The organism is Rhabdothermincola sp. (genome assembly GCF_036846205.1).
In the GTDB taxonomy this organism is placed as follows: Bacteria; Actinomycetota; Acidimicrobiia; order Acidimicrobiales; family Acidimicrobilacustridaceae; genus Rhabdothermincola.
Map to the genome: position 1 here is coordinate 1 of NZ_DAIUCK010000040.1, position 19,438 is coordinate 19,438.

Consider the following 19,438-nt stretch of genomic DNA (forward strand, 5'->3'; position numbering starts at 1 on the left):
GCCGATCTCGCTCCCACCCTTGCCCGGCGACCGGGCACCGGTGGCCTCCCCAGCCCGATCGGCGAGCTTGCCGACCGTCGTGGTCGTGGCGCTCGCCAGCGCCCTGCTCGCCGCGCTGCTCACCGCGGGCCTGCTGCAGGTCTTCGACCGTGACTCGGGGCAGCGTGGCACCGCTCGAAGCACGCTGGAATCGGGAGCCGCGCTCGACATCCAGACCCTGCTTCGCAAGGCCCAACCGTCGGTGGTCACGGTCCATACGGACACCGCCTCGTCGTCGGGGCTCTACGGAGGAGCCGGCACCGGGGTGGTGGTCGGCGAGGACGGCTACATCCTCACCAACTGGCACGTCATCGGCGGCGCGTCGTCGGTGCGGGTCACCCTCCATGACGGCACCGAGCATGAAGCGACCCTGGTGGGAGGGTTCCCGAACGACGACATCGCGCTGATCAGGGTGGTCGACGGCCCGTCTCTGGTCCCCGCGGAGCTGGGAAGCTCCAGCTCGATCCAGGTCGGCGACGAGGTGGTCGCCATCGGCAACGCCCTCAACCTGGGCGGGACGCCAAGCGTGACGCGAGGGATCGTGTCGGCCACCGACCGCACGATTCAGACCCCCGAGATCACCTTGCGTGGTCTCATCCAGACCGATGCCGCCATCAACCCGGGCAACTCCGGTGGACCCCTCCTCGACGTGCAGGGCCGGGTGATCGGCATCAACACCGCGATCATCAGTGACGCCCAGAACATCGGCTTCGCCATCCCTATCGACGCCGTGAAGCCGTTGATCGACGAGCTCAAGCAGGGCCGGGGGATGATCACCCCGTCGTCCGCCTTTCTCGGGGTGGTCACCGAGTCGGTGAACTCGGTGCCCGACGCGGTCCTCGACCAGTACGACGTCAGCGCGTCCAACGGTGCCCTGATCACCGAGGTGCAGCCGGGCACGGCGGCGGATCGCTCGGGCCTACGGATCGGTGATGTCATCACCCGCATCGACGGCCAGCGGGTGCGATCCCGGGAGGACGTGCTCGCCATCATCCGGTCTCACGACGCCGGTGACGAGATCACCGTCGAGATCGAGCGGGCCGGTCGCAAGACCGAGATCACCGTCGAGCTGGGGAGCCGGCTCGGCGGCAACTGAGCGCGCCGGGAACCATGCCGCCCGGGAGCGGGGTACGCTCGCGGTCCCGATCGAGTCAGAGAGGCCACCAGTCCATGACCAGCGTCGAACCAGAGGAACCACCGCGGGGAGCCGTGAAGATCGTCTACCTCGGCCCGGTCGCGCCCCACTGGGAGGTGCGTTCGGAGTTCGGTGACCGGGCGGTCATCGACGCGTTCCGTGATCGGGCGATGGCCCGCCTGCTACTGCTCCCCCCACACGATCCGCAGTTCCGCCGGAACCGGGAGCGGGTGGCGCGCGATGCCGAGCGTGAGCACCTCATCCTCGAGTGGGATCTGGGCTTCCCCGAGGACGAGGAGCTCGTGCCCACTCGCTGAGCCCGTCCTGAGCCGGCGGTCCATCGCTACTGTGGATTCATGTCCGGCTCGCCCCCCGTGATCACCACGAACACGATCGGCGCGCCGCTCGAGGTCCCGCCAGCCGACGAGCTCGCTGCGAGCCCGGCCCGGTTCCTCAACCGCGAGCTCTCTTGGCTCGACTTCAACGCCCGGGTGCTGCACCTGGCCGAGGACCCGAACGTCCCCCTACTCGAGCGGGTCAAGTTCCTGGCCATCTTCAGTCAGAACCTCGACGAGTTCTTCCAGGTGCGGGTCGCCGGGCTGAAGGATCAGGTCGCAGCCGGGGTCTCCAGCACGACCCCCGACGGGCGGACGGCCGCCCAGCAGCTCCTCGACATCCGCGACCGGGTCGACGCGCTCTGCCGCCACCAGCAGGACGTCTTCCTGACCCAGGTCGTGCCGGCGCTGGCGGAGAAGGGGATCGTCTTCTCGAGCTACGACGAGCTCGACGACGACGACCGCAAGCATCTCGACGAAGTCTTCGAGGAGCGGATCTTCCCCGTGCTCACCCCGCTGGCCGTCGACCCCGGGCACCCCTTCCCGTACATCTCGGATCTCTCGCTCAACCTGGCCGTGATCGTCCACGATCCCCAGACGGGGTCGCGCCGGTTCGCCCGGGTCAAGGTCCCGAACCTGCTCCCGCGGTTCGTGGTGATGCCCGACGGGGAGCGGTTCGTGCCCCTCGAGCAGGTGATCGCCGCCCACCTCGGTTCGCTGTTCCCCGGCATGGAGATCGGCTCACACCACTCCTTCCGGGTGACTCGCAACGCGGACCTCACGCTCGAGGAAGAAGAGGCCGACGACCTGCTCGCGGCGGTGGAGATGGAGCTGCGCCGCCGCCGGTTCGGGCGTGCCGTCCGTCTCGAGGTCGACCACGAGATCTCCGGCGAGATCCTCGACCTGCTCCGGCGGGAGCTCGACGTCGAGGAGGAAGACGTCTACCGGCAGGCAGGGCCGCTCGATCTGGGCGGGCTGTGGTCGGTGCACGCGCTCGATCGTCCGGATCTCAAGGACCCGGTGTGGGTGCCGATCACCGAGGGGCGGCTGGCGAGCCGGGAGGAGCGCGGGGTGAGCTTCTTCAACGTCATCCGCGCCGGCGACGTGCTCGTCCACCACCCGTACACGAGTTTCGGGACCTCGGTCGAGGAGTTCATCCGTCAAGCCTCGAACGACCCGAAGGTCCTCGCCATCAAGATCACCCTCTACCGCACGTCGGGTGACAGCTCGATCATCCAGTCCCTGATCCGCGCTGCCGAGCGGGGCAAGCAGGTCGCCGCGCTCGTCGAGCTCAAGGCCCGCTTCGACGAGGAGAAGAACATCGTCTGGGCCCGAGAGCTCGAGAAGGCGGGAGTCCACGTCGTGTATGGGCTGGTGGGGTTGAAGATCCACACCAAGACCACGCTGGTGGTCCGGGAGGAGAGCGAAGGGATCCGTCGCTACTGCCACATCGGGACCGGCAACTACAACCCGCGCACCGCCCGTCTCTACGAGGATCTGGGCCTGCTGACCTGCGATCCTGACATCGGCTCCGACCTGACACAGTTGTTCAACCTGTTGACCGGTTATGCCCGGGAGCCCGAGTTCAAGAAGCTCCTGGTGGCCCCGAGTGACCTGCGGGGTGCGATCCGCTCGCTCATCGAGCGCGAAGCGCGCGCCGGTGCCGCAGGCCGGATCACCATGAAGATGAACAGCCTGGTCGACGCCGAGATGATCGACGCGCTCTATGCCGCGTCGCGGGCCGGTGTCCGCATCGATCTGCTGGTACGGGGTATCTGCAGCCTGCGGCCAGGGGTGCCGGGATTGTCGGACACGATCCGGGTCCGCTCGATCGTGGGGCGCTACCTCGAGCACTCGCGCATCTTCCGCTTCGAGCACGGCGGCTCCTCCGAGGGTGCCGGCGACGGCGTGCCCGCCTACTACATCGGTTCCGCCGACCTCATGCCACGCAACCTGGACCGGCGGGTGGAGGCTCTCGTCCCGGTCGAGGCCCCGGCGCTGCGGGCCCAGCTCGATGAGATCCTCGCGGTGTCCTTCGCTGACGACACGCTTGCCTGGGAGCTGTGCCCCGACGGCACGTGGCGACACGTGGAGGGTGCCGGTGAGGTCGAGACGCACCGCCGCCTGCAGGAGCTGGCCCTGGCCCGACGGACGGCATGACCGACGGAGGCTGGATCGGGTCGGTGAGTGGTGAGCGGCCGATGGACCTCGCGGCTCGTGCGGGTGCGGGACACGACGGCGCCTACGAGGTGGAGGCCGCGGGAGGCGTGGTTTGCCGCCCGCACGGCCGCGGATGGCAGGTGGCGATCGTCCATCGCCCCAGGTACGACGACTGGACCTTCCCCAAGGGCAAGCTCGAGCCCGGGGAGCTGGCGGAGCAGGCTGCCCTACGGGAGGTCGAGGAGGAGACGGGCATGGAGTGCAGGCTCGGCGAGGAGCTGTCCCCCGTCACCTACATCGATCACCGGGGCCGTCGCAAGCGGGTGCGTTACTGGGCGATGACCGTGGCGGGAGGGGCATTCGAACCCAACGCGGAGGTCGACGAGCTGCGATGGTTGGATCTCGACGCGGCGGTCGACCAGCTCACCTACCCTCATGACCGGACCGTTCTGGAGTCGTTCACCCGCTCGTAACCCATCGTTCGACTCTTGCTCATCTCCGGAGCCCGATCGCGTTACCTGGTCCTCGTACGGTCCGGATCGGTGAAAGGCACGGATCGCCCCGCGAAGGCGAATCCGTGCACGTCCGTTCCGAGTCCACCAAGGAGAAGCTGCGTGCGATCGAACAGGCGACCAGGGTCGGCGATGGTGCTCCTCATGGGCGGCTTGGCGCTGCTGGCCGCGGCCTGCGGTGGGAGTGACTCGACCTCCACGAAGGCCACGACCGGCGGCGCCGGCGGGAAGGTGATGGTGTCGGGATCCTCCACGGTGCAACCCATCTCCCAGCTGGTGGCCGAGCTGTTCGAGGACGCGGGGTCGAGCGCGCAGATCACCGTCGACGGGCCGGGTACGGGCGACGGGTTCAAGCTCTTCTGCAACGGCGAGACCGATGTCTCCGACGCCTCCCGGCCGATCAAGAAGGAGGAGGCGGATGCCTGCGCCGCCAAGGGGATCGAGTTCATCGAGCTGAAGATCGCATTCGACGGTCTCACGGTCATGACCAACCCGGCGAATGAGTCCGTGGACTGCCTCGCCAAGGAGGACCTGTACGCGATCGTCGGTCCTGAGTCACGAGGCTTCAACAACTGGAAGGACGCCGCGGCCCTGGCGGCCGAGCTCGGTTCGACCACCACGTTCCCCGACGCCCGCCTCGACATCACCGCGCCGGGGACGGAGTCAGGCACCTACGATGCTTTCATCGAGCTGGCGACGGAGAAGATCGCGGCCAAGCGAGCAGAGGAAGGCAAGATCGCCAAAGATGACGTGAAGACCCTGCGTCCCGACTACACCTCCCAGTCGAATGACAACGCCATCCTCCAAGCGATGGAGGGCAGCAAGACCCCGTTCGGCTGGGTCGGGTTCGCCTTCGCGGAGGAGGCCGGCGACCAGATCAAGGAGATTGCGATCAAGGACAAGGAGGGCAGCTGCATCAGCCCCACGTCCGAGACGATTGCCGACGGCTCCTACCCCCTGTCGCGTTCCCTGTACGTCTACGTGAACAAGAGCAAGGCGGAGACCAACGCTGCGCTGGCGGACTACATGGACTTCTACCTCTCCGACGACGGCTTGAAGGCGGTTGAGGAGGCGGGCTACATCTCGCTGCCGGCGGACCAGATCGAGCAGACCCGGACGATCTGGGCCGACCGCACGGCCGGCACCCGCGACGGGGGCCGGTGACCGCACCACTGTCGATCGCCGATCTGCAGGGCAACCCTGCCCGCCGGCGGAGGAACGCGCAGGTCCGCTGGGCATTCTTCGTCATGGCGTTCGTCTCGATCGTCATCAGTGCCCTGATCATCGGCTCGCTGTTCGGCGAGGCATGGTCCTTCGTCCGCCAGGTGGACCTGGGCTCGCTGTGGTCCGACGGTTGGTTCCCCCGGCGCGGCCAGTTCGACCTGCGCACCGTGATCGTGGGCACCATCCTGGTGGCGGTGATCGCCATGGTCATCGCCGTGCCGATCGGGCTGGGGGCCGCGATCTACCTCAGCGAATACGCCGGCACCAGGGTGCGGCGGTTGCTGAAACCCTCGCTCGAGATCCTCGCCGGGATCCCCAGCGTGGTGCTGGGCTTCTTCGCTCTCACCGTCATCTCACCGGAGGTCATCCGGCGGATCTTCACCGACGCGCCCCAGTCGAACCTGCTCGCTGCGGGAATCGGCGTGGGGATCCTGACCATCCCGCTGATGGCGGCCGTGTCGGAAGACGCCTTGCGCTCGGTTCCCCAGGCCCTGCGGGAAGGGGCGTACGGCATGGGCGCCCGGAAGATGACGGTGGTGCTGCGGGTGGTCGTGCCGGCAGCCATCTCCGGCCTGGTGGCGGCGTTCATCCTGGCCGTGTCGAGGGCTGTGGGGGAGACCATGGTGGTGCTCATCGCCGCCGGCGGCGGGGGTGGAGCGCTGTTCACCGTGGATCCCCTCGACCAGGGACTCACCATGACCGCGGCGATGGCCACACAAGCCCGGGGAACCGATCAGGTGGCGGGGGAGGGTCTGGCCTTCCAGAGCCTGTTCTTCATCGGCCTCCTGTTGTTCTTCACCACCCTGCTGCTCAACCTGGTGGCCGACCGGTTCGTCCGGAAGGTCCGCCACGCCTACTGAGGTTCGTGCCATGGCGCTCGTGACCACCATCGGGCAGGGAGGCAAGGCAGCGGCTGCCTCAGTCCGGGCCGAGCTGACCGAACGTCGCACCGACGTGTCGGGCGCGGTGTTCAAGGTTGCCTTGTTGAGCGCACTCGCCCTCTCGGTGGGCGTCCTGGTGGTGCTGCTGACCAGCCAGGTGGTCGCGGGGTGGCCCGTGCTGTCCAGCCGGCTGGGTGACTTCCTCACGGCGACGACGAACTCCAATCCGGATCGGGCAGGGATCTCCCAAGCGTTGAAGGGCTCGTTCTGGATCGGCTTGATCGTGGTGGTGGTCGCGTTCCCCATCGGCATCGGCGCGGCCGTGTACCTCGAGGAGTACGCCGTCCACAACCGGATGACCAGGATGATCGACACAGCGATCCGGAACCTGGCGGGGGTGCCCTCGATCGTCTACGGCATCTTGGGCTTCGCGGTGTTCGTGAAGGCGCTCGGTGACCTCACCGGTGGGAAGTCAGTGCTCGCGGCGGGTCTCACGGTGGCGGTGCTGGTGATGCCCATCGTGATCATCACCTCGGCCGAGGCCCTACGAGCGGTGCCTGACGGCATCCGGGAGGCTGGCTTCGGGGTCGGGGCGACGCGTTGGGAGGTGATCCGCCACCACGTGTTGCCCTACGCCGCACCGGGGATTCTCACCGGGACCGTACTCAGCCTGGCCCGCGCCCTCGGTGAGGCGGCACCGCTTCTGCTCGTGGGCGCCGTCCTCGGCCGCCTGGGGTCGAATCCGGGTTGGTTCGACCCCAGCGCCCTCAGGGAGCAGTTCACTGCCATGCCCGCGCTCATCGCCGATTGGGCGGGCGAAGCCAAGGCGGGGTTCCGGGCGAACACCGCCGCGGCGATCGTGGTCATGCTGGTGGTCGTGCTTCTCGCCAACGCGGGTGCCATCGTGTTGCGCAACCGATACGAGAAGAAGAGGCAGACGTGACGACCGACTCCACGACCTCCGAGCCGCTCCGGATCGACCTGGAGTCCCGCCCTGCGGTCTCCGCCGAGCAGCCGGTACGCGTGGATCGACCGGTGGTGTTCGACATCCGTGACCTCAACGTCTACTACGGGTCGTTCCGGGCCGTTCGCGACGTGTCGGTCGAGATCCACCAGCACGAGATCACCGCCTTCATCGGCCCGTCGGGTTGCGGCAAGACGACGGTCCTGCGGTGCCTCAACCGGATGAACGATCTCATCGAGTCGGCTCGGGTGGAGGGCCAGGTGCTCTACCACGGCGTCGACCTCTACGATCCTCGGGTCGAGGCCAACGAGGTCCGGCGTCGGATCGGCATGGTCTTCCAGAAGCCGAACCCCTTCCCCAGGTCCATCTACGACAACGTGGCCTTCGGCCCGCGCATCGCGGGGGTCAAGGGCAACCTGGACGACATCGTCGAGCGAGCGCTGCGCGGGGCTGCGTTGTGGGACGAGGTCAAGGACCGGCTCAAGTCGTCGGCCATGAGCCTCTCGGGTGGTCAGCAGCAGCGACTCTGCATCGCACGGGCCATCGCGGTGGAGCCGGAAGTGGTGCTCATGGACGAACCGTGCTCGGCTCTCGATCCGATCGCGACGGCCCGCATCGAGGACCTCATGCAGGAGATGAAGCGCGACTACACGATCGTGATCGTCACCCACAACATGCAGCAGGCAGCCCGGGTCAGCGACCGCACGGCCTTCTTCACCACCGAGGTCAGTGCGGACGGCGATGCTCGTACCGGCTTGCTCGTCGAGTACGACTTCACCGAAACGATCTTCGCCAATCCCAGCGATGCGCGGACCGAGAACTACGTCACCGGCCGGTTCGGCTGAGCGCTGAGGAGGCCCACGTGCAAGAGCAGCGCAAGACGTTCCACCAGGAGCTCGATGCCATCCGTGACGACATCGTCAGGCTCGCGGCGCTCGTCACCGAGTTCATCCCCCGGGGCACGGAGGTGCTGCTCAACAACGATCTGCGGGGCGCCCAGCAGCTCATCGAGGACGACGACATCCTCGACGAGCTGGCGGTGGACATCGAGGATCGCTGCTATCACATCCTCGCCCTCCAGCAGCCCATGGCGAGCGATCTGCGCTCGATCGTGACGGCCATCCGTCTGGCCTCGGAGCTCGAGCGCTCCGGTGACCTGATGGTCAACGTCGCCAAAGGGGCTCGCCGGATCTATGGCGCACAGTTCGACCCCAAGCTCCGCGGGCTCATCGAACGGATGAGCGAGGAAGCCCAACGGCTGTTCCGGTTGGCCATCGACGCCTACGTCGAGCACAACGCCGGGCTGGCCGCGGCGCTCGACGACATGGACGACCAGCTCGATGCCCTCCACAAGGACTACATCCAGGCCATCTTCGAATCCCATCACACCGGCTCGATCGATCTCGAGGCAGCGGTGCAGCTCGCGCTGATCGGCCGGTACTACGAGCGCATCGGCGACCACGCCGTCAACATCGGTACCCGGGTGCAGTACATGGTGACGGGCTGGCTCCCTGAGCACGGTGGTGCGGCACGGGCCAAGGCCCGCGCCGCTGCCCGCCAGGCGATGGGTTCGGACGATGCCGCGAGGGTCGACGGCGACGGGCCATGACCCCATTCGTGCTCGGTTGTCTCGTGGGGCTGCTCACGGGGGCGACGCTGACCTGGCTCCTCGTCGCCAGGAGGCGTGAGCGGCAGATGAGCACTGCGCTCGAAGCGGCCATCGATCGCCTGGCAGGTGGCCAACCCCCATCGTCAGCGGAGCGTGGCCTGACTGGCGCGGTGGGCAGGCTGGACCGGGCGGTCGACGAGGCGCTGGCCGTGCTCGACGAAGCCGCTGACCTGCAGAGCACGCTGGAACGAGCCCTCGACGCCATTCCCCAAGGGGTGGTGATCGCGGACGAAACGGGTGGGCTGGTCTTCCAGAACGAGGTGGCGTCCGCGTTCGCGGGGGCACGCCACGCAGACGCCCTGGTGCAGGCGGCGGTCGACGAGTTGGTTGCTGAGGCGGTGGCCGGCCGGAGCGGCAACCGGGTCCTGGACCTGTTCGGTCCACCTCGGCGTACGCTGGTCATCGAGGCTGTCCCGCTCCCGTCCATGCGCGGGATCGGCGCCTTGGCGGTGATCGAGGACATCTCGGAGCGGCGACGCCTCGAGGCCGTACGTCGCGACTTCGTTGCCAACATCAGCCACGAGCTCAAGACCCCCGTCGGCGCCCTGGGACTGCTGGCTGAGACGCTGCTCGCTGAAGATGATCCGGCCGTCCGCCAGCGCCTTGCCGAGCGGATCCAGACCGAGGCGTTCCGGGTCGGGCGCACGATCGAGGACCTGCTCGAGCTCAGCCGGATCGAGAGCAGCGAGCTGCCGCACCGCCACCCGGTGCCGGTCCACCTCGTGCTGGCCGAGGCGGTCGAGCGCATCCGCCCCGCGGCCGAGCAGGCCGGCATCGGCATCCACGTCGAGGAGCCGGCTCGCCGGCTCGCCGTCCTGGGTGACCGCCGACAGCTCGTGTCCGCGGTCTACAACCTGCTCGACAACGCGGTGAAGTACTCCGATCAGGACTCGACGGTGGAGGTGTGGGCTGGCACGGACGGTATCGACGTGGAGATCGCGGTCCGGGACCATGGCATCGGGATCCCCGCGGGCGACCTCGAGCGGGTGTTCGAGCGCTTCTACCGGGTCGACCACGCGCGCAGCCGCCAGACTGGTGGGACGGGGCTCGGTCTGGCGATCGTCCGCCACGTGGTCAACAACCACGCGGGATCGGTGCACGTTGAGTCGCGGCTGGGCGAGGGCTCGACGTTCACGCTCCGTTTGCCGACCGCGAGCGGGCCCGTGGCCCTCGACACCCCTCGTGATGGTGCGGATGACCGGGCCGAGGCCGGATGACCACCGGGATGGCTGCCCGGATGGCCCGCTGAGTGAGCGTTGAGCAGAGAGGTGGACAGGTAGAGATGGCTCGGGCAACGTCGGTCCTGCTGGTCGAGGACGAGGACTCCTTCGTCGAGGCCTTGACCATCGGGCTCAGCCGGGAAGGCTTCGAGGTCAGCGTTGCCCGCGACGGGGCCGAGGCGCTGGACAGGTTCGACGACCTCAAGCCCGATCTGGTGCTGCTCGACGTGATGCTCCCCAAGGTGTCCGGTGTCGATGTCTGTCGCGAGTTGCGGTCGCGTTCGGACGTCCCGATCATCATGGTGACCGCGAAGGGCGCGGAGATCGACACGGTGGTCGGGCTGGAGGTGGGGGCCGACGACTACGTCAGCAAGCCCTACCGGCTGCGGGAGCTGGTGGCCCGCATGCGGGCCGTGCTGCGGAGGCGCAGCGGCGCCGATCTCACTCGCCTGCTCCCGGGGGAGGAGGTCGAGGACGTCGTCTCGGTGGGTGACGTCACCGTCGATCACCTGCGTCACGAGGTGACGGTCCGAGGCCAGGAGGTGCGCCTCCCGCTCAAGGAGTTCGAGCTGCTCTCACTCCTGCTCGAGAATGCCGGCCGGGTGCTCACCCGGGACGTTTTGATCGACCGGGTCTGGGGGGCCGACTACGTCGGTGACACCAAGACCCTCGACGTGCACATCAAGCGCCTACGATCCAAGATCGAGGAGGACCCGGCGCACCCCGTCAGGATCGTGACGATCCGTGGGCTCGGGTACAAGTACGAGGCCCCGCGGAGCTGACGCCGCTCCTACGATGGGGCGAGTGACGGCCTCGCCTGGCTCCGCGATCCCTGGTTCGCGGGACCCGCGCCGCCCGTTCGCGACCTCCCCCTTCGCTCGGCTGGCCCGCACCCATGCCCTCGGCGTCGCGGGCGACGCGCTCTTCGCCATCGCCTTGGCCGGGTCGGTGTTCTTCGCCCTCGATTTCAACGCCGCCCGATACCGGGTCGCGCTCTACCTGCTGCTCACCATCGCCCCGTTCGCGGTGGCCGCACCCCTCATCGGGCCCGCACTGGACCGGGTGCGGGGCGGCCGCCGCTGGGTGATCGTGGGCTCGATGGTGGCGCGGGCCATCCTGTGCTTCCTGGTCATCCGCCACCTCAACAGCATCCTCTTCTACCCAGAGGCCTTCCTGATGCTGGTGCTGGGCAAGGCCTACACGATCTCCAAGAGCGCGGTGGTGCCCACCACCGTCCGGTCCGACCGCGAACTGGTGGAGGCCAACTCGAAGTTGACGGTGCTCTCGGCCATCGCGGTGGTGGTCGCGGTGCTACCGGGAGGGCTGCTGTTCAAGCTGGGAGGCCCGGGCTGGACGCTCGCCCTCGCGCTCGTCGCGTTCGCCGCGGCCACAGCCATGGCCTTGCAGTTGCCGCCCGCCAAGGTCGCGCTGGAACCACCGGGCGAGATCGAGCGGATGGAGCTGCGAAGCGCAGCCATCTTCCTGGCATCGGTCGCGATGGGCGCCGTGCGGGGCATCGTCGGCTTCCTGGTCTTCATGCTGGCCTTCGACTTCAAGAACCAGGGGGCGCCGGCATGGCACCTGGGGGTGGCTGCCGCGGCCGCCCAGCTCGGCTTCTTCCTCGGAGCGGTGGCTGCGCCCCGCTTGCGGAAGCTGGCCGACGAGGAGCAGATCCTCGCGTCGAGCCTGGTCGTCACCGGCATCGGTGGGTTGCTGTGCGCGTTCATCGGAGGGGTCCCGGCGGCGGCGCTGCTCCCCATGATCGTCGGCGCTGCGTCGAGCGCGGCGAAGCAGGCGTTCGATGCGATCATCCAACGGGACGCCCCGGACGCCAACCGCGGACGCTCCTTCGCCCGCTTCGAAACCCGTTTCCAGCTCTACTGGGTGATCGGCGCCCTGGTCCCGATCGTGGTTCCGATCCCCGCGCGGTTGGGCTTCGTGCTGGTGGGCCTGACGGCCGCTGGGGCCGTGGTCTGGTACGTGGTCGGGCTCTGGCGGGTGAGGCGCGGGCACGTCTCGCCCCGCCGCCGGGGGATCCCTCCCGGCCGCGGCCGCACGCCGTCGACCCCTGGCGAGGTCCCCGACGACCGGACCGGAGCGGGCGAACGGCGGGGCCGCCCGTGGAAGCGAACGCCTCCGGACCAGCCCCCGAGCTGGGAGCCGCCTCCCGGCTTCCTGTCCCGGCGTCTCGACGACCCTGACGTGGAACAACCAGCCGGGCTCGGAGCTGGTGCCGCGGTGAACGGCGCCCGGCCGAGCGCGCCGGATCCGCGCCCCCCCGGGACGGACCAGGGTCCCTCGATGGTGCAGCCGCCGCTGCCTCTCGACGAGAGCTTCGACTACCCCGAGCCTCCCTGGCGCGAGCCTGAGGAACGGCCCGCACCATCGGAGGGCTGAGAGGCCGAGCGCGCCGGTCAGCCCATGTCGGGGAGCTCGATGCGGGCCAACCAGAGGCCCGGCGCGTCGATCTCGGCGGGCGTGGGCAGCGTGCGCTCCGACTCCCACAGTCGGGTCAGGCCCGAGGGGCCGGCCCGCTCCAGCACGCCTTCCACGAACCGCTCGCCGCGCTCGTACTGCGCCTGCGTGAGCTCGAGACCGAAGAGCCGTTCCACGAACCGATCGGAGGGGCGGGCTTCCACCCGGTGCCGTCGCAGCGCCTCGGTGAGCCGGTGGTAGTCGGTGATGAGCTTCGCTCCCACCTCGTCCATCACATGGTCGACGTAGCCCACGATCGCGGCCAGTAACGCCTCGAGCTGGGGCAGCATCGCTCGTTGTGCCGGGGACTGGATGGCCCCCAGGAGGACCTCGGGATCGCTGAAGAGCGCCTGCAGCTCGCCGAGCTGGGAGGGGTCGCTGAGCTCGAGGCCGCCAAGGCGCTCCCCGATCCCACCCTCACTGCCCTCAAAGCCCGATAGGTACTGGTGGAGCAGCTCCTCCAGGCGTGACCGCACGTGCCGGACACCGAGCACCGCGTGGTGGGCGACCTCCGACAGGCAGACCCAGAGTCGCAGGTCGTCACGTTGCAAGCTCCAGGCGTCGCCGAACGCGTCGAGGTTGGCGGGCACCACCATCAGCTCGTCGCTCGCCGGGCGGGGGATGGGCAGCTCGTACTGGCCGAACGCACGTCGAGCCAGGTGGCCGACCATGCTGCCCGCGGTCATGCCGAGCATCATCGGACCGATCATCTGCATGAGCGGCGCCATCCACGCCATGGGATCGCCGGGCTCGATCGGCTCCGTGGCCGGTTCGTGGTGCTCGTGGTCCAGCGAGCCGGCGAGCTCCTCGAACAGCGGCCGGTAGGCTTCCAGGGTGCGAAGCGCCCACTGGGCGCGGGTGACCGGCACGATTGACAGGCCCGTGCCGGTGACCGAGGTCGGCAGCCCGGTGGCATCGGCCACGTGCAGCTCCGCGACCCGGGCCAGCTGCTCGATGCTGATCCGATCGATCGGGTCGACGTTCGGCTCCGGCTCGCCGCCAGTGGCGATCGACACGGCGAGCTGGCGAGCCGCGTCCCAGGCGACGGGACCCTGTTGCTGGAACAGCCGCGCGAGATCACCGAAGATCGGCAGGCCCCGGAACGGGTCGCTGCTCCCGAACGGGTTGTCGTCGCGTGATCCGCTCACAAGGGCATGGTAGGCGGGTGCAGGGCATGATTGACGCGTGACCGCCCCGGTTTCCGTGCTCGATCCGTCCACCCTGCCCACCGTGATCCTCGGTGCCGGCAGCCTGATCGGGCAACGGCTGCTGAGTCGCCTGTCCCCGGGGAGCGTCGATCTGCGGACGATGCGTGACGGTCCCGTGGACGAGGCGGCCTTCGCCGGTGCGGGGACGCTCATGGTCCTCGGATCGGGTCGGGGTCCGGATCTGGACGGACGGGGTGGAGCCGAGATCGATCTCGCCGCCGTCCGCGCTGCTCTGGGGGCCGCGACGAAGGCCGGGGTCCGGCAGGTGGTCGTGCTGTCGTCGGCGATGGTGTACGGAGCGTGGCCCGACAACCCGGTGCCCCTGACCGAGGACGCGCCCGCGCGGCCCGACCCGCGCCTGCCCGCGGTGTCGTCGATGGCGGAGCTCGAGCGCCTGGCTGCCTCCTGGCGCGACGACAACCCGGGCGCGTCGGTGGCCATCCTGCGCCCGGTGGTCATGGTCTCGGCCGACACGGCCGCCTGGTTCCGTCGCTCGCTGTGGCGGAGCGGAGGCCTGCAGGTCGGTGACGCCGATCCCCCTCGCCAGTTCGTGCACGTCGAGGACGTGGTGTCTGCTCTGGAGGTGGCCTGGCGCGGGCGGCTCGATGGCCCGTTCAACGTCGCTCCGGACGGGTGGCTCACCGCGGAGGTGTGGCACGACCTCGGTGGCCCCGCGCCACGGCTGCGTTTGCCTGCTGGCTCGGTGCGCTGGTTGCGGCGAGTGGGGCTGCGCGTCGGGCTGGGCGATGCACCGCCCGAGCTGCTTTCCTACGCGCTCCACCCATGGGTCGTCGCGAACGACCGGTTGCGAGCTGTTGGCTGGAAGCCGGCGTTCACCAACGAAGAGGCCTACATCGCCGCGGACCGGGCAGGGCCGTTGCGCTCGATGAGCCCCCGTACCCGCCAGGAGCTGTCGTTGGCCGGTGCCGGTTTGGTGCTCGCCGGGACGGTCTTCGGTCTGGGGTGGCTCCTGCGCCGGCGGCAGCGACGTCGCTGAGGGTCACGGGCTTTTCGTCGTGAGGGTGACCAGCGTGACGTCCTGCTCGCCTCCTCGCAGGAACGCCAACCGCACCGTGTCCCCGGCATGGTGAGATCGCACCTCGACGATCAGCTCCGAGATGGTGGTGATCGGCCGGTCGTCGATCCTGGTGACGACGTCGCCGGGGGTGAGTCCGGCCTGCGACGCAGGCGACCCGTCGCTCACCCGGGCCACCTTCACGCCCCCGCGGCCGAGCGCGTCGATCTCCGAGTCGGTGAGGTCCGTACCTTCGATGCCGAGCCACACCGGCGACACCCGGCCGGTGAGCAGGATCTCGTCCGACAGGCGCTTCGCCCAGTCGATCGGGGTGGCGAACCGCACTTCAAGACGCTGGCCCCGGTCCGTCGAGCCTCCGGAGCGGTTTTCGCCATCGTTCTTCCCGCCGGATCCGGAGGCGCCACGCCTGGTCACCACCCCTACGACCGCGCCCGACTCGTCGATGAGCGGTGCCCCGGTGGCTTCCTCCGGGATGCGGAGGTTCGCACGGATCATCCCGTGCATCGAGTCACCCCCCGGGAGGTCCACCCGCTCGCCCAGCCCGCTCACCAGGCCGACCCCTACCAGCGGCGAGCCCGGCTGGCCGGCGACGGTCGAGATGGCCATGGCCCGCTCGCCGAGCTCGAGTGAACCGGGCTGGCCGATGGTCGCGGTCGGGAGGTCACCCCGCTCGACCTTCACCACCGCGATGTCGTTCTCGTGGTCGAGCCCCACCAGGGTGCCACCGAGCACCTGGTGGTCATTGAAGGTCACCGTGATCGCGTCGGCGCCGTCGACCGCGTCGGCCGAGGTCAGCAGTACGCCATCGGTGCGGATCACCACACCGGTTCCGCCGCGGCTGCCGGCCGCGGAGTGAGCGTCGATCCGGGCCACCGCGGGCAGGACCTGCTCGGCGAGCGCGAGGTCGTCGGCGCCCGGATTCTTGGGGACGGGTAGGGCGATGGTCTCGACTGCCGGTGGGCCGGGGTGATCGTCGAAGGCCCCGGAGACCTCGAGCGCCGCCAGGGTGGCCGCCCCGCCGAGCAGGAAGGCCACCACGCCGACCAGCCAGGTACGAGTCGGGGCACGGGGCCGTTCCACGATGGTGATCGGCTGGTGTGCGCCGGCCGGGCCGAGCTCCGATGGGTGGCGCCACAGCCGGTCCTCCGGGGGCAATGGCGGCTGGAACCCGAGGGACTCGTCGGGCTCGTCGTCGTGCGCCATGAGGGCGAGGATAGTGACGCCCCCTCAGGCGCTGGCCGCGGCTCGACCACCGCAATCGTGCAGCCGCCGACTCCTCGGCGAATCGAGTGCCGCGCGGTGCGGTCACTACCATGACCGCCGTGGACGTGCCCCTCAGCCCCACTGGCGCGGTGGTGCCACCTGTCGATCGCGACGATTGGATCGGCCTCACCACCCAGCCGTTGCCGGTCGGAATGGCGACCGACTGGGCGGTGCTGCCACGGTGCGGGGCGGTCGTGCTGTTCAGCGGCACGGTGCGCGATCACGCACCCGGTCGCCACGACGTCACGGCCATCGAGTATGAGGCGTACGAGGAGCATGCCGGTCCGAGGCTCGCGGCCATCGCGCTTGAGATCCGCGCCCGGTGGCCGGACGTCGGTCGGGTGGTGCTGTTGCACCGGGTCGGGCACGTGCCCGTCGGTCAGTCGTCGGTGGTCGTGGTCGTGTCCGCGCCGCACCGGCAGGAGGCGTTCGAGGCCGCCAGATTCGGCATCGACACGCTCAAGTCCTCGGTGCCGATCTGGAAGCGAGAGCTCTGGGATGGCGGTGCCCGCTGGGGCGTCGACGCCCAGCACATCGAACGGGCCAGCGCCGCGCCGTCCGGCGGGGCCATGGGTGGAGGCGGGTAGCCATGGGCAACGCTGTCTTCCTGCTCGTGGCCATCGCCGTCAGCATCCTCGGGTCCCTCATCATCTGGTACCGGCAACGCCGGCCGAAGACTTTCATGTCGAGCATCGAGGAGTTCCAGCGGGAGATGAAGGCGCTCGGGCGCGATCCCGGCCGCGACTCGCCTCGATGGCACAGCTCGCGCGCCCGCCGGCTCGCGTCCCGGCAGCCCCACGACGGCGAAAGGCACTGAAGCTGGCTCGCGACCTCGCCATCGACCTCGGGACTGCGAACACGCTCGTCTACGCGAGGGGTGAGGGCATCGTCTTGAACGAGCCGTCCGTCATCGCGCTCAACAGCCGCACGCAGGACGTGTTGGCGATGGGGCACGAGGCCTGGCAGATGATCGGCCGCACGCCGAGCTACATCGTCGCGGTCCGTCCGTTGCGTCAGGGGGCGATCACCGACTTCGACATCACCCAGCGCATGATCCGGCTGCTCCTCCAGCGGGTCGGGGTGAATCGGTGGAACCGCCCACGGGTCGTGATCTGTGTTCCGTCGGCCATCACCGCGGTCGAGCGCCGGGCGGTCATCGAGGCCGCCAAACGGGCCGGCGCGTCGGAAGCCCACCTCATCGAGCAGCCGATGGCCGCGGCGATCGGCGCGGGTCTGCCGATCAACGAGCCTCTCGGCAACATGGTGGTCGATATCGGCGGCGGCACGTCCGAGGTGGCGTTGATCTCATTGGGGGGCGTCGTGGCTCTGGAGGCGGTCCGGGTGGGCTCGTTCGACATCGACGCCGCCCTCCAGATCTACATCCGCCGCGAATACGGGATCGCCATCGGTGAGCGCACCGCCGAGGAGATCAAGGTGACGATCGGCTCTGCGTGGCCCACCGAGAACGAGTTCGCCGCGGAGGTGCGGGGCCGGGAGCTGATGAGCGGCCTGCCGAAGACGGTGATCCTCTCCGCGGAGGAGGTGCGAGAGGCCATCGATGAGCCGGTCTCAGCGATGGTCGACACCGTCATCACCTGCCTCGGGCAGGCGCCACCGGAGCTGGCGCAGGACCTCATCGAGCAGGGGATCCACTTGGTGGGCGGAGGCGGGATGCTGCGCGGTCTCGACCTGCGCTTGGAGCAGGAGACCGAGATCCCGGTTCACCTGGTCGATGCCCCTCTAGAGTGCGTGGTGCTCGGTGCCGGTCATTGCATCGAGGCATTCGACGATCTGAAGGTCATGTTCATGGACGCGAGGATCTGATGGCAGTGGCGGGCGCGGCTGCTCGGGCACTGCTTGAGGTCGACGACGTGAGCGTCCGCTTCGGTGGTCTGGTCGCGCTCGACGGGCTCAGCTTCACCATCGAAGAGGGCCAGATCTGTGCCTTGATCGGCCCCAACGGTGCAGGCAAGACCACGTTCTTCAACGTCGTCAGCCGCATCTACCTGCCGACCGAGGGGTCCATCACCTTCGATGGTCACGACCTGCTGGCGATACCCCCGCACGACATCGCACGGCTCGGGGTCACCCGTACTTTTCAGAACCTCGCGCTCTTTCCGGGCCTGTCGGTGCTCGACAACGTCCGGGTGGGGGCGCACGCCCGGAGCGCGGGCGGGCTCGGAACGAGCCCGTGGTATGTGATCCGGCGGCGGGAGGAGAAGCGCTTACGGGACGAGGCCATGGCGATCCTGGAGCGGCTGGGTCTGGAAGCGATCGCCGGCCGCCCGCCGGTGGGCCTGCCGTACGGCACGCTCAAGCGCATCGAGCTGGCTCGTGCTCTCGCCTCCCGCCCCAGGCTCCTGATGTTGGACGAACCGGCGAGCGGCCTGACCCACCAGGAGGTGGCGGCGCTCGGCGAGCTCATCCGGACGCTCCGCGACGACTTCGAGCTCACGATCCTGCTCGTCGAGCACCACATGAACATGGTGATGAGCATCTCCGAGAAGGTCGTGGTCATGGAGTTCGGTCGCAAGATCGCCGAAGGTCCACCAGCCCAGGTCGCGCAGGACCAGCGGGTGATCGAGGCCTACCTGGGAACACCCGCGTGAGCACCATGTTGCGGGTGAGCGGGCTGGTTGCCGGTTACGGGCCGGTGAGCGTCCTGCACGGCCTCGACTTCGAGCTCTCGGAGGGAGAGGTGGTGGTCATCCTGGGCGCCAACGGTGCCGGAAAGACCACCACCCTGCGGGCGCTGAGCGGGATGATCCAGGTGCAGGGCATCGTCGAGTTCGCTGGCGTGCCGATCGTCGGCAAGAAGGTCGAGGAGATCGTCCGCCTCGGCGTGGCGCACGTGCCGCAGGGCCGGGGCACGATCGCGGACCTCACCGTGGAGGAGAACCTGCGAGCGGGGGCTTTCGTGCGTAAGGACCGGGAGATCGACGCCGACATCGCCCGCTGGTACGAGACCTTCCCCCGCCTCGCGGAGCGCCGCGGTCAGGCCGCGGGGAGCATGAGCGGTGGCGAGCAGCAGATGCTAGCCATTGCCCGGGCACTGATGTCCAGGCCCCGGCTCCTGCTGCTCGACGAGCCGTCCCTCGGCTTGGCGCCACTGGTCACCCGCGAGCTGTTCGAGCGCCTGCGTGAGATCAACCGGGAGATGGGCACCACCATGCTCGTCGTGGAGCAGAACGCCAACCTGGCCCTCGAGATCGCGTCGAGAGGTTACGTGCTCGAAGCCGGCCGCATCGCCACGTCGGGCAGCTCGAGCGAGCTGATGAGCGACGAGGCCGTCCGCAAGGCCTACCTGGGGTACTGAC

The 19,438-nt window shown here is 69.0% G+C and carries 20 protein-coding genes; 18 read left to right on the forward strand and 2 right to left on the reverse strand.

Annotated elements, in window-relative coordinates:
- From V7004_RS07610 to V7004_RS07665, 12 genes are all read left to right on the forward strand, one after another.
- Window positions 1-1,135 (forward strand): S1C family serine protease (locus V7004_RS07610; protein ID WP_334143141.1); only part of this gene is annotated, 1,135 nt, incomplete at its 5' end.
- Window positions 1,136-1,209: 74 nt separating this feature from the next.
- A complete protein-coding gene (locus V7004_RS07615) occupies window positions 1,210-1,491 on the forward strand; it encodes a hypothetical protein (protein WP_334143142.1) in 282 nt (93 codons plus the stop codon).
- A 39-nt stretch (window positions 1,492-1,530) separates the two neighbouring features.
- On the forward strand, window positions 1,531-3,669 hold the full coding sequence (locus tag V7004_RS07620) for an RNA degradosome polyphosphate kinase (RefSeq protein WP_334143143.1): 2,139 nt from the start codon (window positions 1,531-1,533) through the stop codon (window positions 3,667-3,669).
- Complete coding sequence (locus V7004_RS07625) at window positions 3,666-4,142, forward strand: NUDIX hydrolase (protein ID WP_334143144.1); 477 nt, start codon at window positions 3,666-3,668, stop codon at window positions 4,140-4,142. The genes V7004_RS07620 and V7004_RS07625 overlap by 4 nt, the downstream gene beginning before the upstream one ends.
- A gap of 171 nt (window positions 4,143-4,313) precedes the next feature.
- Window positions 4,314-5,345 carry a phosphate ABC transporter substrate-binding protein PstS family protein gene (locus V7004_RS07630; RefSeq protein WP_334143145.1) on the forward strand — a complete coding sequence of 344 codons (1,032 nt, stop codon included), beginning with the start codon at window positions 4,314-4,316 and terminating at the stop codon, window positions 5,343-5,345.
- Window positions 5,342-6,265, forward strand: a complete 924-nt coding sequence (gene pstC / locus V7004_RS07635; protein ID WP_334143146.1) for a phosphate ABC transporter permease subunit PstC — start codon at window positions 5,342-5,344, stop codon at window positions 6,263-6,265. The genes V7004_RS07630 and pstC overlap by 4 nt, the downstream gene beginning before the upstream one ends.
- A gap of 10 nt (window positions 6,266-6,275) precedes the next feature.
- The gene (pstA, locus tag V7004_RS07640; protein WP_334143147.1) at window positions 6,276-7,229 is read left to right on the forward strand and encodes a phosphate ABC transporter permease PstA; all 954 of its coding nucleotides are present in this window, start codon (window positions 6,276-6,278) and stop codon (window positions 7,227-7,229) included.
- Window positions 7,230-7,267: 38 nt separating this feature from the next.
- The gene (pstB, locus tag V7004_RS07645; RefSeq protein WP_442968026.1) at window positions 7,268-8,095 is read left to right on the forward strand and encodes a phosphate ABC transporter ATP-binding protein PstB; all 828 of its coding nucleotides are present in this window, start codon (window positions 7,268-7,270) and stop codon (window positions 8,093-8,095) included.
- A gap of 17 nt (window positions 8,096-8,112) precedes the next feature.
- Window positions 8,113-8,859, forward strand: a complete 747-nt coding sequence (gene phoU / locus V7004_RS07650; RefSeq protein ID WP_334143150.1) for a phosphate signaling complex protein PhoU — start codon at window positions 8,113-8,115, stop codon at window positions 8,857-8,859.
- Entirely contained in the window at window positions 8,856-10,136 is a 1,281-nt protein-coding gene (locus tag V7004_RS07655) for a sensor histidine kinase (RefSeq protein ID WP_334143151.1), read from the forward strand. Before phoU ends, V7004_RS07655 begins: the two co-directional genes overlap by 4 nt.
- Window positions 10,137-10,201: 65 nt before the next feature.
- Complete coding sequence (locus tag V7004_RS07660; protein ID WP_334143152.1) at window positions 10,202-10,921, forward strand: response regulator transcription factor; 720 nt, start codon at window positions 10,202-10,204, stop codon at window positions 10,919-10,921.
- Window positions 10,922-10,943: 22 nt separating this feature from the next.
- Window positions 10,944-12,536, forward strand: a complete 1,593-nt coding sequence (locus V7004_RS07665) for an MFS transporter (RefSeq protein ID WP_334143153.1) — start codon at window positions 10,944-10,946, stop codon at window positions 12,534-12,536.
- A gap of 17 nt (window positions 12,537-12,553) precedes the next feature.
- On the opposite strand, the gene V7004_RS07670 is transcribed toward V7004_RS07665, so the two are convergent.
- Complete coding sequence (locus V7004_RS07670; protein ID WP_334143154.1) at window positions 12,554-13,762, reverse strand: zinc-dependent metalloprotease; 1,209 nt, start codon at window positions 13,760-13,762, stop codon at window positions 12,554-12,556.
- Between the two features lie 37 nt (window positions 13,763-13,799).
- Between V7004_RS07670 and V7004_RS07675 the strand changes: the two genes are divergently transcribed.
- Window positions 13,800-14,819 (forward strand): NAD-dependent epimerase/dehydratase family protein, encoded by a 1,020-nt coding sequence (locus V7004_RS07675; RefSeq protein WP_334143155.1) that lies wholly within the window; start codon window positions 13,800-13,802, stop codon window positions 14,817-14,819.
- Between the two features lie 3 nt (window positions 14,820-14,822).
- On the opposite strand, the gene V7004_RS07680 is transcribed toward V7004_RS07675, so the two are convergent.
- Window positions 14,823-16,061, reverse strand: coding sequence for a S1C family serine protease (locus V7004_RS07680; protein WP_334143157.1), 1,239 nt, complete (start codon window positions 16,059-16,061; stop codon window positions 14,823-14,825).
- Between the two features lie 119 nt (window positions 16,062-16,180).
- Here V7004_RS07680 and V7004_RS07685 point away from each other — a divergent pair, with 119 nt between their 5' ends.
- Genes V7004_RS07685 through V7004_RS07705 form a run of 5 tightly spaced genes read left to right on the forward strand, consistent with a single transcriptional unit; the run spans window position 16,181 to window position 19,437 of the window.
- A complete protein-coding gene (locus tag V7004_RS07685; RefSeq protein ID WP_334143158.1) occupies window positions 16,181-16,708 on the forward strand; it encodes a molybdenum cofactor biosynthesis protein MoaE in 528 nt (175 codons plus the stop codon).
- A gap of 2 nt (window positions 16,709-16,710) precedes the next feature.
- A complete protein-coding gene (locus V7004_RS07690) occupies window positions 16,711-16,938 on the forward strand; it encodes a hypothetical protein (protein ID WP_334143160.1) in 228 nt (75 codons plus the stop codon).
- A 2-nt stretch (window positions 16,939-16,940) separates the two neighbouring features.
- The gene (locus V7004_RS07695) at window positions 16,941-17,945 is read left to right on the forward strand and encodes a rod shape-determining protein (RefSeq protein ID WP_334143171.1); all 1,005 of its coding nucleotides are present in this window, start codon (window positions 16,941-16,943) and stop codon (window positions 17,943-17,945) included.
- Window positions 17,945-18,730, forward strand: a complete 786-nt coding sequence (locus tag V7004_RS07700; protein ID WP_334143161.1) for an ABC transporter ATP-binding protein — start codon at window positions 17,945-17,947, stop codon at window positions 18,728-18,730. The genes V7004_RS07695 and V7004_RS07700 overlap by 1 nt, the downstream gene beginning before the upstream one ends.
- Window positions 18,731-18,735: 5 nt before the next feature.
- Complete coding sequence (locus tag V7004_RS07705; protein WP_334143172.1) at window positions 18,736-19,437, forward strand: ABC transporter ATP-binding protein; 702 nt, start codon at window positions 18,736-18,738, stop codon at window positions 19,435-19,437.
- Window position 19,438: the final 1 nt, after the last annotated feature.

Coding starts and splice junctions, on each gene's coding strand:
- V7004_RS07620 (WP_334143143.1), top strand. CDS start 1,531: ATGTCCGGCTCGCCCCCCGTGATCACCACGAACACGATCGGCGCGCCG.
- V7004_RS07705 (WP_334143172.1), top strand. CDS start 18,736: ATGTTGCGGGTGAGCGGGCTGGTTGCCGGTTACGGGCCGGTGAGCGTC.
- V7004_RS07660 (WP_334143152.1), top strand. CDS start 10,202: ATGGCTCGGGCAACGTCGGTCCTGCTGGTCGAGGACGAGGACTCCTTC.
- V7004_RS07690 (WP_334143160.1), top strand. CDS start 16,711: ATGGGCAACGCTGTCTTCCTGCTCGTGGCCATCGCCGTCAGCATCCTC.
- V7004_RS07625 (WP_334143144.1), top strand. CDS start 3,666: ATGACCGACGGAGGCTGGATCGGGTCGGTGAGTGGTGAGCGGCCGATG.
- V7004_RS07680 (WP_334143157.1), bottom strand. CDS start 16,061: ATGGCGCACGACGACGAGCCCGACGAGTCCCTCGGGTTCCAGCCGCCA.
- V7004_RS07655 (WP_334143151.1), top strand. CDS start 8,856: ATGACCCCATTCGTGCTCGGTTGTCTCGTGGGGCTGCTCACGGGGGCG.
- V7004_RS07630 (WP_334143145.1), top strand. CDS start 4,314: ATGGTGCTCCTCATGGGCGGCTTGGCGCTGCTGGCCGCGGCCTGCGGT.
- V7004_RS07615 (WP_334143142.1), top strand. CDS start 1,210: ATGACCAGCGTCGAACCAGAGGAACCACCGCGGGGAGCCGTGAAGATC.
- V7004_RS07700 (WP_334143161.1), top strand. CDS start 17,945: ATGGCAGTGGCGGGCGCGGCTGCTCGGGCACTGCTTGAGGTCGACGAC.
- pstA (WP_334143147.1), top strand. CDS start 6,276: ATGGCGCTCGTGACCACCATCGGGCAGGGAGGCAAGGCAGCGGCTGCC.